This window comes from Levilactobacillus angrenensis (genome assembly GCF_003946085.1).
Classification (GTDB): Bacteria; Bacillota; Bacilli; order Lactobacillales; family Lactobacillaceae; genus Levilactobacillus; species Levilactobacillus angrenensis.
The window spans coordinates 79,424-94,468 of sequence record NZ_RHOB01000001.1; the positions used below are offsets into that span (position 1 = coordinate 79,424).

Consider the following 15,045-nt stretch of genomic DNA (forward strand, 5'->3'; position numbering starts at 1 on the left):
CACTAGGATGCTATAAACGACTAATTTTTACGTCATCAGTCGCGTGGTGACAGTGCTTCTAGCTGATATTTATCTTTCAACCTTCAGGAAGTTAACTAAAAAAACTAGCGTATGACAAAAAGCGTTGGGCGATCTCGGCCCAACGCTTTTTGGTTACCGGTTAAAATGACCAGCGATTTTCTTGCTGGGATAGTAAGTGGCATTAACGTGGCTTCCAGAGACGGTCTGGAGCACCTTGATGTGATGGTGCCGATACGTCTTCGTGCGTACACGATATGTCGCTTCCAACGGTAGGGTGACGGAGCGGGCCCACAGGCCAATGTGAATGCCGCCGTGTTGTTTCTTGGCGTAGATCCAGGGCTTAGTACTGTTTTTTAATGGCAATTTCTCTGCGTGCAAATGGAACTTGGTAAACTCCGTATTCGTGTCATAGCGCATCCACGCCGTCTTGGCTTTAAACTTGATGGCGTTACCCCGCTTCCCCGCTGAGGTGTACCAGCTGTGGCGGAAAGCCTTGGGAAAGGTCTTCAGCGTGTGCTTAGCCTTAGCCTGAGCTGGTGTAGTTGGTGTAGCCAGTGTACTGGTGACGCCTAGACCAGTGATAGCTGTGGTAATCGCGATAAACTTAGTTAATTTCATGGTGTGGTTCTCCTTAGTAGTATTTAGAATGGCGGCATTTGACCGCCACAGCTCCATCCTACAATACCGGCATGACACATAATGGCACTCGAAAAAATTCGAATTTGTATGACCAACGCAAAAAAGTACGTCACCATCACTAGTGCGTACTCTGTACGGTCCCTTATTTTTCAAATAACGCCGGGTCAATCTGCCGATCCTTGAAGTAAAATTTCCGGTCATGCTCCCCGACCTGGCGGAGTACGCGGCACGGATCACCAACCGCCACCACGTTGTCAGGTAAATCCTTGGTGACGACGCTGCCAGCACCGACGACCGTGTTATCGCCAATCGTCACGCCTGGGAGCACGATGACGCCGGCACCCAGCCAGCAGTTTCGGCCGATATGAATCGGCATGTTGTACTGATAGTTACGTGCCCGCAATTCCGCGTTGATGGGATGGCCGGCCGTGGCCAGCGTTACATTTGGTCCAATCATGGTGTGATCACCCACGTAGATATGGGTATCGTCGACCAGCGTCAAATTAAAATTCGCATAGATATTATTGCCAAAATGGACGTGGTGCCCCCCAAAATTCGCATGAAACGGTGGTTCGATGTAGCAGTTTTCGCCTAACTCAGCGAAGAGTTCTCGCAGGATTTTCTGCTGCTGCGCTGGCTGGCTCGGTCGCGTCTGGTTGTAATCGAACAGTCGGTCTAAGTAGCGTTTTTGCTCGACTTCAATGGCGGGGTCGTCTGGTAGATACAGGTCACCAGTATGCAATTTGTCGCGGTTAGTCATAGGTCGGATCCTTTCTGGATTTGATTTTGATACCGCTATCATAGCATACTTTTTTCTGGCGGAAAATTTGTTTCACGTGGAACATCCTGTAAGAGACCAGTACATATCATTTACAGAATGTTTTTCCCAAAAGTTTTTAAAATTACTAGGCAAAATTATTACCGATTTTTGCTTTCAAGAAACGTACTATGTATAGTGGCCACTAATAAAGACACAGAGGGATCTGCCTTGTTAGCTGAGCGTCCTTTTGATTTGAACCTGACCCACACTCGGATTAAATTGCCATCCGGGCACTTTAAAAATAGTTTTTATTTCCAGTATAAGTAAGTAATCTTTTTTCCTCCAATCGGATAAAGAGCCAAGGCCTTCTTCCCGCTATGGCGCACTGGCTTCAGCGTCATATAGGCTGCATATGGCAACTTACTCTTCGGAACTTTATTCCCACCTGGGTAGACATCGTACGTCTTATGTTTTTTATCGTAGTACATCCCACCAATTTCTTTCTTAGAAAAGTTGATGGTCTTGCTCTTCTTGTGACCACCCTTGAAATCCATCTTCATCGAGTAAGAATGCTTTTTAAACCGGTAAGTCCAGCGAACTTTAATTCCCTTCTTGTACTTGCCATAGCTTTTTTCTTGCCAAGTCCCTCGTAAAGCTTTGGGCATGGTCTTGTACTGGCGAAAGCCCGGGTTTACATTGCTTTTTGCCGCATCAGCTGTGCTAGCTGTCGCCGCAACGGCACCAGTCACACCTAGCGTCACCGCAACGGCCATAACAAATCTCTTCAATTGCATTATGTATACCTCCCATTAACTGCATTTAATTCAACAGCTACACTATCACTGCACCACAATATTAATACACTAATTGCAAAAACGAGTTTGCCGCCCGCCTAGATTAGTCTTTCTTATCCGTAAAACTTACTTGATTTTCCTGACACCACTCGATCGCCTGCTGACGAGTAGCGGCATCCTTAAAGTCATACCACTTTTGTGTGAGTCCAAATCTTTCAAGCACGTCGCGAAAACGTCGGAACGCCCCGTGACCGTTGATAGCACGGGTCAATCGCTGGGTTTCTTGGCCAACTGGTAAACCATCAATAAAGTCGATCATTTTTTGATAATCGTTAATTTCATAGGGGCTGGGCTGCCTTAAGTACTGATCAGAATTTTCTTCGATTTCATCGGCCACGGCTTCATAGTCCGCCATACCCTCTACTACCAGCTCAACTTTCTCCGTCTTTTTGCTGTAGTAGTAGGTCATCTCATCATCAGTACACGCAATAGCTTCTATAACGTCACCTAGTTTTACTTGCATAAAATCCCTCCACTACCCGTTTTGGTACTAATTTCCTTATCCTCACAAGAAAATCACCACCACAACGCAAGTTCATTTTCCCCAGATTAGGTCTTTCTTTAGCCCAACTCCGCTGACCTCTTTAGCATACAGTAGCTCTCCCCGCAGTACAACTGAGCACCCGCCGTTTTCAAAATTAGCCATTTCAAAAATTATGAAAGCCTCTTCTCCAAATCTAAATCACGCATCCCCACTATAACTGCTATAATTAAAGCTTGTATAGGCGCCGGCATCGCCTACAACTCAACTGATTAGGAGTTTACTTATGAATAAAATCTTACAAGAACAATTTTTCGTCAAGGACCTCTCCGATGATCAAAAGCGCGTCATCAATAACTTGAACGCGTACATCAAGCAAGGCCTCACGGGCGACACCTCTTCCGTGGCCATCATCGAAGGGGCGGCGGGGACCGGGAAGTCTGTCGTGCTGATGGAACTGGTCCGCAAATACATGACCGACAAGCACTACCGCACCTCGTTAGTCGTGAACCATCCTGAACTTTACAAGGCCTATCGTGACCTCGCTGCATCGATTCCCAACATGAAGGCGGGCGAGATTCGGCGGCCCACATCCCTGATCAACTACGCCCAAAAGAATCATAAAAAATACGATATCATCTTCGTCGACGAAGCGCATTTGCTCTATTCCAAATCCGAACCGTACGCGCACTACCGCGGCCAAAACCAGTTGACTGACCTGATGGCATTGGCCAAGGTCGTCGTGGTCGTTTACGATTTCGACCAGGTTTTCCAATCCAAGATGTACTGGGACAAGGACCTGCTTTACAAGACCATCGGCAATCACCCCCACGAACTCTTCAGCATGAATTTCCAGTACCGGATGGTCGCCAGCGACGAACAGGTGGCTTGGATGGACGACTTGACTGCTGAAAAGCCACTGCGGACCTTCCCCGACAACAGCCAGTTTGAATTTAAAATGTTTGATACAGCCGGCGAACTCTTTGAAAACATCAAGAAACGCAACAAGGAAGTCGGCATGAGTCGGGTCGTTGCCACTTCGGGCTTCCCACGAATTGATGGCCGCCACAACGTTGAAATGGACTCATTTAGCCTCCCGTGGGATGAGTGGGATCCGCAACGCACCCACTGGGCCAAGCGCGAAGGTTCCATCACTCAGGTGGGGACCATTTACACGCTACAGGGCTTTGACTTGAACTACGTCGGCATGATCATCGGCCCCTCATTTGGCTATGACCAGCAAACTGATACGATGACCATTATTCCGGAAAAATACTCGCACAAGGAAATCTTCAAGAAGCGTAAGGACAAGCACTTCACCCGTGACGAGTACAAGACCTTCATCGCCAATGTCTTGAACGTACTGATGAAGCGCGGGAAATATGGACTGTACCTGACGGCTTATGATGACGCGCTACGGCAACGATTGCTGGAATTAAACCACGGTGAATAATACTACTGAAACATTAAAGGACCCAGAATTTGGGTCCTTTTTCATTCGGATTTAAAAATGCCAAACAAACCAATCGCACCATTCCCCAAGCCCTTGAACATCATCTGGTGACTTCTCTAGGGCCGCTTTCATGGCATCGTATTTTTGATTTCCTTCCGATGGCGACGCAAACGCCGTATCGAAGAAGTCCCATATAGCCCGCAAGTAATTGCAGCCTCCGTCCGCTTTCTTTCCAACGTAATTCGCCCCACACCAGGCCATTCCTCGTCTCGAATGATAACGCCACCTTCTGTCCCCAGCTGTCCAATTGCTTCACCGTTTTTAGCCGGCACCCACTCTACCATGAGCAACGCCTCTCCTTAACTCTAAAATGTTCCACATGAAACAAGCCTACCGTCGATACAAATAAGTGATATGCTTACCGGCAATCGGATAAGACTTGATGACCCGCTTCCCATGCTTCCGGGTAGGCTTCAGAGTCAGAATTGAGGCGTACGCGCGCTTACTATCAGCCGCGGCGGTTGGGTAAATTTCATACCGCTTCGTCTTGTAACGGTAGTCGATATCCCGAATTTCTTTCTTCAAGAAATGGATGGTTTTGGACTTCCTTTTGCCTTGAAAGTCGACCTTCATCGTATAAGAATGTTTCTTAAACGTATAAGTCCAGCGCACTTTTTTCTTACTTTCGCTGTTATATTCCGTGTATCCCTTGGTCCGCCAAGTTCCCCGCAGCACTTTCGGAATAGCATGGTAAGTCTTGTAGTACCGACTGTTGTCAGTCGCCGCACTAGCCGGTTGGGCAACTGCTGTGACGGCACCACCGGCTACCCCCAAGCTCACTCCTAACGCAATAACTAAATGATTCAGTTTCATGACGTCTCCTCCATCAGAATATGTATTTAGTTTCCAATTGAAGTATACCACCCGGTTAACCATTTTACACGATAAATACCTCAACAGCTAGCCACTCTTTAGCCAAATTAGCGTAGACCCGACTAAAAAATCCGACAATCGCTAGGTCTTTCCGCCTCCCGATTGCCGGACTATTCTGCTTAAGCTAGTGCTTGAATCAACAGCCGCGCCACTGCCTTCGCTGAAAAGGGATTCTGTCCCGTGATCAGCCGGTCATCTTGAACGGCGTATGCCTTGTACGCGCGCTTCTTCATGAAGGTTGCGCCCCGCTTCTGCGCTTCCTCCTGATTGAAGAATGGCACCACCGAACGTTTGCCAGCTAAGACTTCTTCGGCCTTAGTAAATCCCGTCACGCAGCGATTGGCAATCAAATACTCGCCTGAGGCTGTCCGAATATTCAGCAGGCCCGCGATACCGTGGCAAACTGCTGTCACGTAACCACCATGACCGTAGATGGCCGCGGCAATCGTCTGTAGCGCCTCATCATCGGGAAAGTCCCACATCACCCCGTGGCCGCCAGCATAGTAAATCGCCACATAATCAGCCGGAATCACTTGGGCGGGCCGCAACGAGTTCATCAAAGCCCGTTGTTGAAAATCCGCGGTTTCGTAAACGGTCATGATCTCCTCATCCGTATACTTCATGCTTCGCGGATCAAGCGGGACGAACCCACCCTGGGGACTGACATAATCCACCTGATAGCCCGCTTGCTGGACCAGCAAAGCAAACTCAGTGGCTTCGCCCAACCACAAACCGGTGGGGTCAGTCGTTTGCCCATAGCGGGTAGTGTTCGTTAATACGATCAGAATTTTCTTTAGATTTTTTGGTTGCATGTCATCGTCTCCGTTACGTGGTCTAAGAGGGTCTTCAACTGGTCAATCGCCTTCGTCTGGTGCGTGAGATAATAAAAATTTTTGGTGCCTTCTCGCCGGTAATCGACGAGCTGAACATCCTTTAAGATTTTTAAATGGTGGGAGACCGCTGGCCGCGACAGGCCCGTGACCCCTACTAAGTCAGTAACTTGAAGTCCCCGATAAATTACTTGGGGATCCAGCAACGCCACAATAATGGCCTGGCGTTTCTGGTCACCCAAGGCCACGAGAAAGTCGCTTGATTTCGTGAATTCGTGCTTTAGTTTGGTTAAATTTGACAATTCCGTCACCTTTCCGTTCGTTTGTTTAGACCATTAAACCATTTTAAACTAACGCTGTCAACTGCAGTGAATCAGCATTTATAACAAACTATTTTGTTGACATTTTTAAATCAAATCAGTACTATGCTACCTAAGCGTTGAAAAAAATAAACCAAAGGAAGTTACGACTTTTATGCCAAACACCATGCAAGCAGCGGTGATTCACCGCTATGGCCAAACATCCCCCGTCCTCGAAACTGTCCCCCGCCCAGCGCTTCGCCCAACCGATGTTCTGGTTAAAATTAAGGCCGCCAGCATCAACCCGGTTGATTTAAAAATCATGGCTGGCGAGCTAAAACTCCTTTTGTCCTATCGGATGCCCCTAATCGTCGGCAGCGACTTTGCTGGCGAAATCGTCGCCGTGGGGGCTCAAGTCACCCAATTTCAGGTTGGTGACGCCGTCTATGGCCGCCCCCGAAAGAACCGTATCGGGACCTTCGCGGAATACATTGCCATTGACCCCGACGACATTGCCTTAAAACCACAAAATCTCACCTTTGCGGAAGCGGCCGCCATTCCGTTAGTTGGTCTGACGAGCTACCAGGCACTCCATGACCTGTTGAACGTGCAACCTGGCCAACGCATCCTGATCCAGGCTGGTGCTGGCGGCATTGGCACGATTGCTATCCAGTTAGCCAAACATTTGGGTGCTCAGGTCGCCACGACCACGATCCCTCGCAACTTCGAGTTGGTTCGTGCGTTAGGTGCCGACCGGATTATCGATTATCATCAAGAAGATTTTGCAGCAGTCTTGACGGATTACGACGCTGTCTTCGATACGCTAGGCGGTCAAAGTCTAGAATCCGCCTTTTCAGTAGTCAAACCCGGCGGTCAAATCATCAGTATTTCTGGTCGCCCAAACGCACGCTTCGCCAAAGCCTATGGCCTTCCCCGCTGGAAACAGGTCTTGTTTCACCTGGCCACGCATCGTTTGTCGCGCTTGGAAAAACAGCGTGGTGTCCATTACCAATTTCTCTTCATGTCACCGAGCGGGCAGGAGCTGGCGCAACTCACCAGACTGATTGAAGCGGGCCAGTTGCATCCAGTTCTCGACCGGACCTTTCCCCTCCAGGAATTGGACCAAGCCTTGACTTACTCTAGGAATGGTCATGCTCAAGGAAAAATCATCATCCAAATTGCTTAAATCTCCATTAGCGAGAGTGGGACAAAAGGCGGTTAGCCGGCGAGCATTAAGGCTGATCACCGAATAATCCCGGGCTTGGGTTGTTGGGTGATCAGTTTTAAGCGGAACCGGCTGCCTTTTGACGCCCGTTTCGGCCATTTAAAATTGACGCCAAAGGGGTCTGGGATGTGTTGTCTCAGACCCCTTTTGATTTCGGCCGGCTAGCCAAGAAAAATCCACTCGCTCAGCACGCCCAAGCTAGTGGATTCGTTAACTTTTCATTGTCGTTTGAACCAGCGGACGCCAGCCAAGCTGCTGATTACGGCGAGTAAGGCCGTCCCCACCAGCGCTGAGTACTGACGGTCCCCCGTCTGCGGCAGCGCGGTTGCCGGCCGCGGTGTTGCCTTAGTGGCAGGCCGCACGCGACTCGCTCGGCTGTGAACCGCTAGTCGCTGGCGAGTGACCCGTGGCGCTTTGCGTGGTGCTGTCGGCGATGGCGTTTTTTGCCGGGCTATGACTTCATCTGGCTCATCGGTCACCATCGCGGCGAGGCCATTGCTCAAAATCGCCGGTGCACTCCCCTGTTGGGCCAAAACGGCCGTTGGGTTCGGCGACTCAGGTTGCGGTAGCGGCGGCAACGTTGGCTCACTGGTGTCAGGCCGCTTATCGTCGCCCTTATCCGGGAGCTTCACCGTCTCATCATGGTAAATGTAAGATACGTCTTGCGCAGCCGCGGTAAACGTCCCCGTCGCATTGGCTGGCAGCGCGGTCAATTTGTAATTATCAAACACCAAACTCTGCGTCGCGTAGGCCGTCCCCACGGCTCCCGTCAAGACTTGGTCATCCGTTAATTTGACACCATTTTCATCCTGATAGTGTACCGTGACCTGGCCATTTTCGACCGGTGTTCCAGGATCAACGGGTGTCACTGGCGGCTTCACCGGCTCGCCCGTGCTCTGGTAGTAAACATAAATATCATCATTGTAGTCCTGAATCGTCCCGCTCAGCGTTTGATCGGTCAGCGTGCCACTGCCAGTGACGTGGTCATAGATGTAGCCGGCAATCGTTGGCAAATCAACCTGCCAGGCCGTCCCAATTGTGCCAGATTCCTTGACTAGCTTTTGGCCGATGGGCTGGCCATTTTCGTCGACGAGGTAGATTTTCTGTAGCGGGCTGAAGAGTAGCGTGATATTTTGGGCGTCGTCAGTGTAGGTGACAGTCGAACTTTCAGTTGTATCAGTCAAGTCCGGGATGTATTTTGCTGGCTTTTCGTAAGTAAACCCGCGACGCTCCAGGTCCGCGATTGACGCCTGAACGGATGGGTCATCTAGCACGTCTAAAGTCGTGCCGGGCTGACCATTAAGAATCACGAACGGTGCGATTTTGGATGCACTCACATCACCACCATCTAGTTGAAATGCCACCGTGACAGCATCGACACCCTCCTGCAGGGTATACGGAATGATGATTTTCCCCGAAAACTGTACATTACTCGGCACCGCCGGTTGTATCAAATCATTATGTCGATCAATATCCCAGTGTAGGATTAACTTACCCATCTGACCTGGAGTTGCCGTAAAGTTTTTCCACACATACCAATTTCCCGCACCAATCATATAGCCGGAACCATCTGCTTGCGGATCTTCCATCAGAAATTCATTAAATTTAAAATTATCGTAGGCAACCGACCAGGTGGATAGCGTTTTTGTTGTTGAATTTATGATAACTGGGTCCAAGGTCCAAGTTTGATTGTCTGCAGAAATCATATGAAACGGCTGCCAATTAAGACCCAATAGCGGCATAATATCAAAGATATGATTATTACCAAATGTAAAGAATCCTGGTGCTGCGGTGATGTTCCGCAATGGCGAAACGTCAGAAATATCATTATCTGACAGCGTGACAGTTGAGAGATTAACCATTTTCGACATGAAAGCTAAATCTTTTAGCTGATTGTGCGACAAATCTATGCTGGTGAGATTGGTCAAATTGGCTAATGGTGCCGTATCCGCATCAGTTAACTGATTATATTTCAGCGTTAGTGCTTTTAATTGCGTCAATTCTTTTATGGCCGATAAGTCCGTTAGTTGCCCATTTGAGCTAGGATTCCCCCACTTTCGACTCGCATCGGCGTTAGGAAAAATAATTAATTTTTGTAAGTCTTTGGCATACGCCAAACCAGCCAGTGACTTGGTATTCGCCACTGCGTTGTAAAATGCTTGATCATTTTCTTGCTTAGCAATTGCCGCCCCCGAACTCAAATCAATCTCCGTCAGCTGTGCCAATAAATCCGGCGTAATCTGCGAAACATCGGTTACCGCCGGATTGCCCTGTTGAATTGCAAATAAAACGATTTGTTGGAAATTCTTATCTGGTATGAGGTCATCAACCGTTGTTGGCGCCGCCACTTCAGCCTTGGCCATCCGTAACGTTGGTGCTTTGGGCGCTGACGCTGGGGGAGCCGGTTGAAATTTGTCGGTGGTCGCTGACACTGGGGCAGGTGGCTCTTCTGCTGCTGGCGCTTCTTTGGTAGAATCCGCCGTGGTACTCTCAACTTCTGGCTTGGTCACCGGTTTCCCAGGATCACCGGAAGAGGCGTCGTCGCTACTTGTCACTGAACTAGCTGGTGCGCCCGACTCCTCACTATTCTGTTCGACGGATGAGCTGCGCTGCTTAAGTGAAACTTGTTGGTCCTGGGATTGCTCACTAGCCATCTGACCGGCATCATCCCCAGATTCCGATGATTCAGCGCTATCGGCTCGGGCTGTGGTCGCCAAGCCCACTGTCCCAACCGTCAGTGCCACCGCACTCGTTAAAAGCAGTCGTCTTTGTTCATTTCGCTGCGTTAATTTCATATCCAAATCCCCCCAAAAATTTAGGAAATCCTTCGCGTTATGACTTTTGTCAAAATATATCGTCTAATCATGTTCAATGTATCACAATTAACCGTTTTACTCAATCACATGAACTTGTTCTATGATTACAAATTCCACACAGAAATAATAAACCCTTTATCAAAGTACTTTTCAGGTGATTACTGAACGTAAAGTCAGCGTAACAACGCCTGATACGCCGTCACTTAACTCCCTAGCATTTGACGACCTCGTATCGCACCCGCAACTTATAATTATTTTCTTAAGTCACGAAGATAGGGGTTACAACTTCCCATTAAGATTCGTTAGTAAGTGTATCGGCCCTTTTTAACCTGTCGCCTAGCTAGATTTACGCAAAAATAGACGACCCCCTCAGCAAATCCCCGCTAAGCAAGTCGTCTACAATAATTTTTCTAATCTACTGTTCTGTGGTTAGTCTGGCAATTCTTGATAGTCGAAGTGGTCGAACGTCGCAACTTCTTCGTAACCAGCGTAATCCACTGCTGCCAAGCCGACGAAGGCGCCGGTGAAGAACCCACCAGATGTCTGGAGTACGTAGTCATCAGACAAAATTGCCGCATCCAGTTCAACCGGGACCGTTTCCCAATTTTGACCGTCAAATGAGTACTGATACGTGTAAGATTCCTTACGCACCTTCACTCTAAACCAGACAGACTCTGCGTCCGCTGGAATCGCGATAGCCTGGTCTTTCAGGAAGGACGTGTAGTGATTGTTGTCGTTTTGAGCCACCTCAATCACGCGACCTTTTTGCTCATCGTTGGTGATGAAAATCCAGCTGTAATGCTTGTCGTTGTAGAAATTGACCAAGCCGGCCATTTGCTGGTAACTAAACGGCTCGAATTTCACCTGCGTTTCGGCATCAAAATTAAACGCTTGCCAGCGACGCGCCACCAGTGAGACATCAAATGTACTAGACAGAGACTGTTGCCCCACCAGCTTCAATTCACCGTTGCCGACGGTTCCCAGCTTAGGTGTAAATGGTTGCCGGAGCGTATTCCAGTTTAAGTCCAGCGTTGATTGCGCGAACGTATCGTGTTGGGAGTGGTCCTTAGGTGCATCCGTTAAAATGGCATCCTTAGGCGCCTCAACTTCTACTTGACCACCATGACCGCCAACGACCCGTGGCCAACCTTCATCATCCCATTCGACCTTTTGAATCGACGTCTCCCGGCCTAGCGTACTCCAGCCTCGTGGATCATGACTAGATTCTGTGGCGTGGTTCCATGGCCGCGCAACTAGCGAGGCGTAGTACCACTCACCGCCTGGGGTGGAGGTCAACGCGCCATGACCTTGCTTTTGCAAGTAAAAGTCCGGCGTATCGATATTGGTAATGAACGGACCGTCTGGTTCTCCCTCAAAGGATAGCTCGTCCAGGGTCTTGGAACGCGCCACGATTTCTTGATGCGTGAAGACAGTCCCGCCCTCAGCAGCGAACAAGTAGTAGTAGCCATTAATTTGATACAGATGTGGACCTTCAACTAGTTTAACGTCGTCGCCATTAAAAATATTCCGGGCTGTTTCTGGCTTTAACTGCATCGTGTCCAAATCAAATTCCGTTAAGGTGATACCGTTAAACGGATGATGGTACTCGCGGTGATCCCAGGTCTGTTGGACCAGGTATTTACGGCCGTCTTCATCATGGAATAAGGATGAATCAAATCCCACGCCATTAAGCTTAATCGGGTCTGTCCAAGGGCCACGAATGTCAGTCGCCGTGGTCAAGTAGTTGGTCATGTCCTTGAAAGGCCCGTCCGTAATTTTCACGTCGGTGTACACCAGCCAGAACTTGCCATCCGCATAGGATAAGTCTGGCGCCCAAATCCCACCAGATGCCGGATTTCCTTTCATATCCAGCAAGGTCGTCGTGGATAGTGGTGATGGTAACAGATTCCAGTGAACCAGGTCCTTGGATTCATGCAACCGTACGCCAGGGAACCATTCAAAGGTCGAGTTGGCAATGTAGTAGGTGTCTTTGACCCGAATCATGCTGGGATCGGCGTTAAAACCAGGTAAAACAGGATTTTGAATTTTCATCAGAGATCTTCCTTTCGTATCAAGTCATTTAGTCCATTTCAGCTTTCCGTGCAGCTGTTAGCTCCTCGTTCATTCGGTTCACTTCTTCATCAGTCAACGTGTAGCGACTCATGATAACCATTGCAACGATTGCTAAGATAATTGGCAGCCAGATCATCGACCATTGAATCCCCATCAAAGCACCAGCACTTTGCGTTGCCTTGGTACCATCAAATTTGAAGAAGGCATTGATGTAACCCGGGATAATCCCGCCTAGTGCCAACCCAATCTTAAAGAACAAGCCCATGATGGCGTTGATGATACCAGCTACCCGCTTCTTGGACGTGTATTCGCCGTAAGAGACCACTTCTGGGACTAGCGACCACATGTACCCGGTAGCAGCGGTAATCCCCCATTGCATCAGGAAACGACCCGTGTAACCAAGGGCAACGCTATTCTTGAAGGCTGGGAACGACCAAACCCACAGAATTAGGGTCCCGATGATAAACAACGTCAGAAAGGCATAGAAAAATTGACGTTTCCCAATTTTTTTACGGATGATTGGCCATAAGAAGACCAAGAAAATCCCTGGAATTGAACCAATCAAGTTGATAGAGGCCATCCATTCGGAGTGACCAATGCTGTATTGCATGTAAAATGGCCAAACCGTGTTCCCGAAGAACATGAAGGTGAACCCAATCAGGAAGAACAATCCTAGAACCTGAAGTGGCTTGTTTTGCTTGAATTCCAGCCAAAGATCGGAATATTTCACGGCATCGGATTCCTTTTGCGTCGGCAAAACGCGTTCCTTGATACCAAAGTAAGTGGCCATTAACATGATGAAGCCGATGATCATGTAGATTGCCATCACCATGAAGTACGCGCCGCCGGCCTTTGGTGAGGTATAGTCACCTAAGTTCATGTGAATGCCGAAGAAGCCGATATCTTTTGATTGCGGATTTGGTGACGCCATCTGTACAAATAATGGCAGGAATGTGTAAACTAGTAAATTACCGATGTTGGCTTCCGTCATCCGGACGGTCGTCAACGTTGAAATCTCATCATTATCCCGGGTTAAGGAAGCGTTCAACGCACCATAGGGGATGTTCACAAATGAGTAAATCAGCGCAGTGGCAAGATAGGCAATGAAGGCGTAAAAGACGTTACCGCGGACGGCATCGATTGGTAAAAAGAGCAGTGCGGCCATAATGGTCAGCGGAATCCCGCCGTAGATCAAGTACGGACGGTATTTACCCTTCTTAAAGCTGTGCTTGTCGACAAAAGCGCCGACCCACGGATCCCAGAAAACGTTGACCCAGCGGACTACCAGGAAAATGGTGGCCCCAACTGCAGCGGAAATCCCATAAACAGTGGTCAGGTAAAATAAGAGCATGGACCCAACTGTACCAAAAATTAAATTTTGCGCGAGATCACCAGCACCATAACTAATTCGTTCACGCCAAGAAAGTTTGGCAAATTCGTCAGTAGCTTGAGTCTCTGTGGCAGTAGCCTGTGTATTGGCGGCCATGTGCGAGAACCCCTTTCAATTTGGGAAATAAGTATTTGGTAGCCGAAACTACCAATAGATTGTCCAGTGAGTCGTTGGCCGACGCCTCACGCATTTCTCCGTTAGCTAACTTACAGCTTGAATTGTATCCGCTTTCATAAAGGGGCGCTATCTTCTTTCATGACCGTTTTTAGTCAAATCCTGACCTTGTGGGTAAAACAAATCCCCGCCAAATCAACACTTAGCGGGGAAACTTATCTTTTTGTGACCGAAACTATTCAAAATAACCACTTTCCTTGACCGTTCGGACCCGCCGCTTTTGCTTCAACTGCCGCTGATAGCGACTTGGTGTACTGCCCGACCACTTCTTGAATTGCTTACTAAAATTAGAAACGCTACTGGCTCCCATAAGGTAGGAAATATCCTCAATTGTATAGTCTGGTGACCCCAATAAACGCTTGGCTTTGTTATACTTTTGACTCTCGATGTAATGAAGCGGCGTCACACCGTAAACCTTTTTAAAAATCCGGTGTCCGTAACCGCTACTGACGCCGACCTGCTGGCAAATTGTGGCAAACGAAAAGGACGGAATTTCTTTTTTCAAAATATATTGTTTGATCAACGAGGCCATTTGACGACTCGTCTTAGCTTCACTTTCGCTGTAATGCCCTGTTTTTTGCTGCGTCAAGGTCTGCAGATTGGTGGAAATGGCGTAAAAAAAGTTGAGCACGGCAATCTGAATCTGCAAATTGACCTGTTCTTTAGTCAAAGACCGGTCAGCACTGACCGTAACGATGGCTGTCGCTGCCGCCAGCGCTGCTTTGGCAATGGGATGTTCAGCGGGAATCACCGCATTGACGACACTGCTAAGCATTTCCGATTTGAGTTCAAGACTTTCAATACTGAAATGAAAACAGATGTAAGTCATACTGGCCTCTTCACTAGTATTTTTATTGGTATGCAAGGTCCCCGGGGAAATAATCATGACTTCTCCGGCCCCGTAGTCGAAGGCGCCACTCCCCTTAATTTCTGTGGTTTGTCGTCCCTCAACGACACACATCAACTCAAACGCTTGGTGTTTTTGCTCAAAAAACTGCCACCCGCCTGGTACGGTTCGTTGATGTCCCCCAAATAAATAGAGGCTCGAGTCCACGACTGGAATCGGTATAAATGGCTTCAACTTTGGTCCCTCCTTA

13 protein-coding genes are annotated in these 15,045 nt (G+C 48.5%); 2 read left to right on the plus strand and 11 right to left on the minus strand.

Translation table 11 applies throughout. The features are described from left to right. Window positions 1-153: 153 nt before the first annotated feature. The 4 genes from EKM83_RS00345 to EKM83_RS00360 all read right to left on the minus strand — a co-directional run bounded on the left by EKM83_RS00345 (window position 154) and on the right by EKM83_RS00360 (window position 2,737). Window positions 154-639: a hypothetical protein gene (locus tag EKM83_RS00345; RefSeq protein WP_125574667.1), complete on the minus strand. Its 486-nt coding sequence runs from the start codon at window positions 637-639 to the stop codon at window positions 154-156. A 163-nt stretch (window positions 640-802) separates the two neighbouring features. Beyond that, on the minus strand, window positions 803-1,420 hold the full coding sequence (locus EKM83_RS00350; protein ID WP_125574668.1) for a sugar O-acetyltransferase: 618 nt from the start codon (window positions 1,418-1,420) through the stop codon (window positions 803-805). A gap of 308 nt (window positions 1,421-1,728) precedes the next feature. After that, complete coding sequence (locus EKM83_RS00355) at window positions 1,729-2,214, minus strand: hypothetical protein (protein WP_125574669.1); 486 nt, start codon at window positions 2,212-2,214, stop codon at window positions 1,729-1,731. A gap of 103 nt (window positions 2,215-2,317) precedes the next feature. Then, window positions 2,318-2,737: a UPF0158 family protein gene (locus EKM83_RS00360; RefSeq protein WP_125574670.1), complete on the minus strand. Its 420-nt coding sequence runs from the start codon at window positions 2,735-2,737 to the stop codon at window positions 2,318-2,320. 304 nt (window positions 2,738-3,041) lie between these two features. On the opposite strand from EKM83_RS00360, the gene EKM83_RS00365 reads away from it, so the two are divergent. Next, a complete protein-coding gene (locus tag EKM83_RS00365) occupies window positions 3,042-4,208 on the plus strand; it encodes a DUF2075 domain-containing protein (protein WP_125574671.1) in 1,167 nt (388 codons plus the stop codon). Window positions 4,209-4,598: 390 nt separating this feature from the next. On the opposite strand, the gene EKM83_RS00370 is transcribed toward EKM83_RS00365, so the two are convergent. The 3 genes from EKM83_RS00370 to EKM83_RS00380 all read right to left on the minus strand — a co-directional run bounded on the left by EKM83_RS00370 (window position 4,599) and on the right by EKM83_RS00380 (window position 6,273). Continuing rightward, window positions 4,599-5,081: a hypothetical protein gene (locus tag EKM83_RS00370; RefSeq protein ID WP_125574672.1), complete on the minus strand. Its 483-nt coding sequence runs from the start codon at window positions 5,079-5,081 to the stop codon at window positions 4,599-4,601. A gap of 179 nt (window positions 5,082-5,260) precedes the next feature. Further along, window positions 5,261-5,953 (minus strand): type 1 glutamine amidotransferase domain-containing protein, encoded by a 693-nt coding sequence (locus EKM83_RS00375; RefSeq protein WP_125574673.1) that lies wholly within the window; start codon window positions 5,951-5,953, stop codon window positions 5,261-5,263. After that, a complete protein-coding gene (locus tag EKM83_RS00380; protein ID WP_125574674.1) occupies window positions 5,935-6,273 on the minus strand; it encodes an ArsR/SmtB family transcription factor in 339 nt (112 codons plus the stop codon). The genes EKM83_RS00375 and EKM83_RS00380 overlap by 19 nt, the downstream gene beginning before the upstream one ends. A 184-nt stretch (window positions 6,274-6,457) precedes the next feature. On the opposite strand from EKM83_RS00380, the gene EKM83_RS00385 reads away from it, so the two are divergent. Then, window positions 6,458-7,456 (plus strand): NADP-dependent oxidoreductase, encoded by a 999-nt coding sequence (locus EKM83_RS00385; protein WP_125574780.1) that lies wholly within the window; start codon window positions 6,458-6,460, stop codon window positions 7,454-7,456. A gap of 257 nt (window positions 7,457-7,713) precedes the next feature. On the opposite strand, the gene EKM83_RS00390 is transcribed toward EKM83_RS00385, so the two are convergent. From EKM83_RS00390 to EKM83_RS00405, 4 genes are all read right to left on the minus strand, one after another. Beyond that, window positions 7,714-10,290, minus strand: coding sequence for a MucBP domain-containing protein (locus EKM83_RS00390; RefSeq protein WP_125574675.1), 2,577 nt, complete (start codon window positions 10,288-10,290; stop codon window positions 7,714-7,716). A gap of 450 nt (window positions 10,291-10,740) precedes the next feature. Continuing rightward, window positions 10,741-12,363: a glycoside hydrolase family 43 protein gene (locus tag EKM83_RS00395; RefSeq protein ID WP_125574676.1), complete on the minus strand. Its 1,623-nt coding sequence runs from the start codon at window positions 12,361-12,363 to the stop codon at window positions 10,741-10,743. Window positions 12,364-12,391: 28 nt separating this feature from the next. Continuing rightward, entirely contained in the window at window positions 12,392-13,870 is a 1,479-nt protein-coding gene (locus EKM83_RS00400) for an MFS transporter (RefSeq protein WP_125574677.1), read from the minus strand. Window positions 13,871-14,123: 253 nt separating this feature from the next. Further along, complete coding sequence (locus EKM83_RS00405) at window positions 14,124-15,029, minus strand: helix-turn-helix domain-containing protein (protein WP_125574678.1); 906 nt, start codon at window positions 15,027-15,029, stop codon at window positions 14,124-14,126. Window positions 15,030-15,045: the final 16 nt, after the last annotated feature.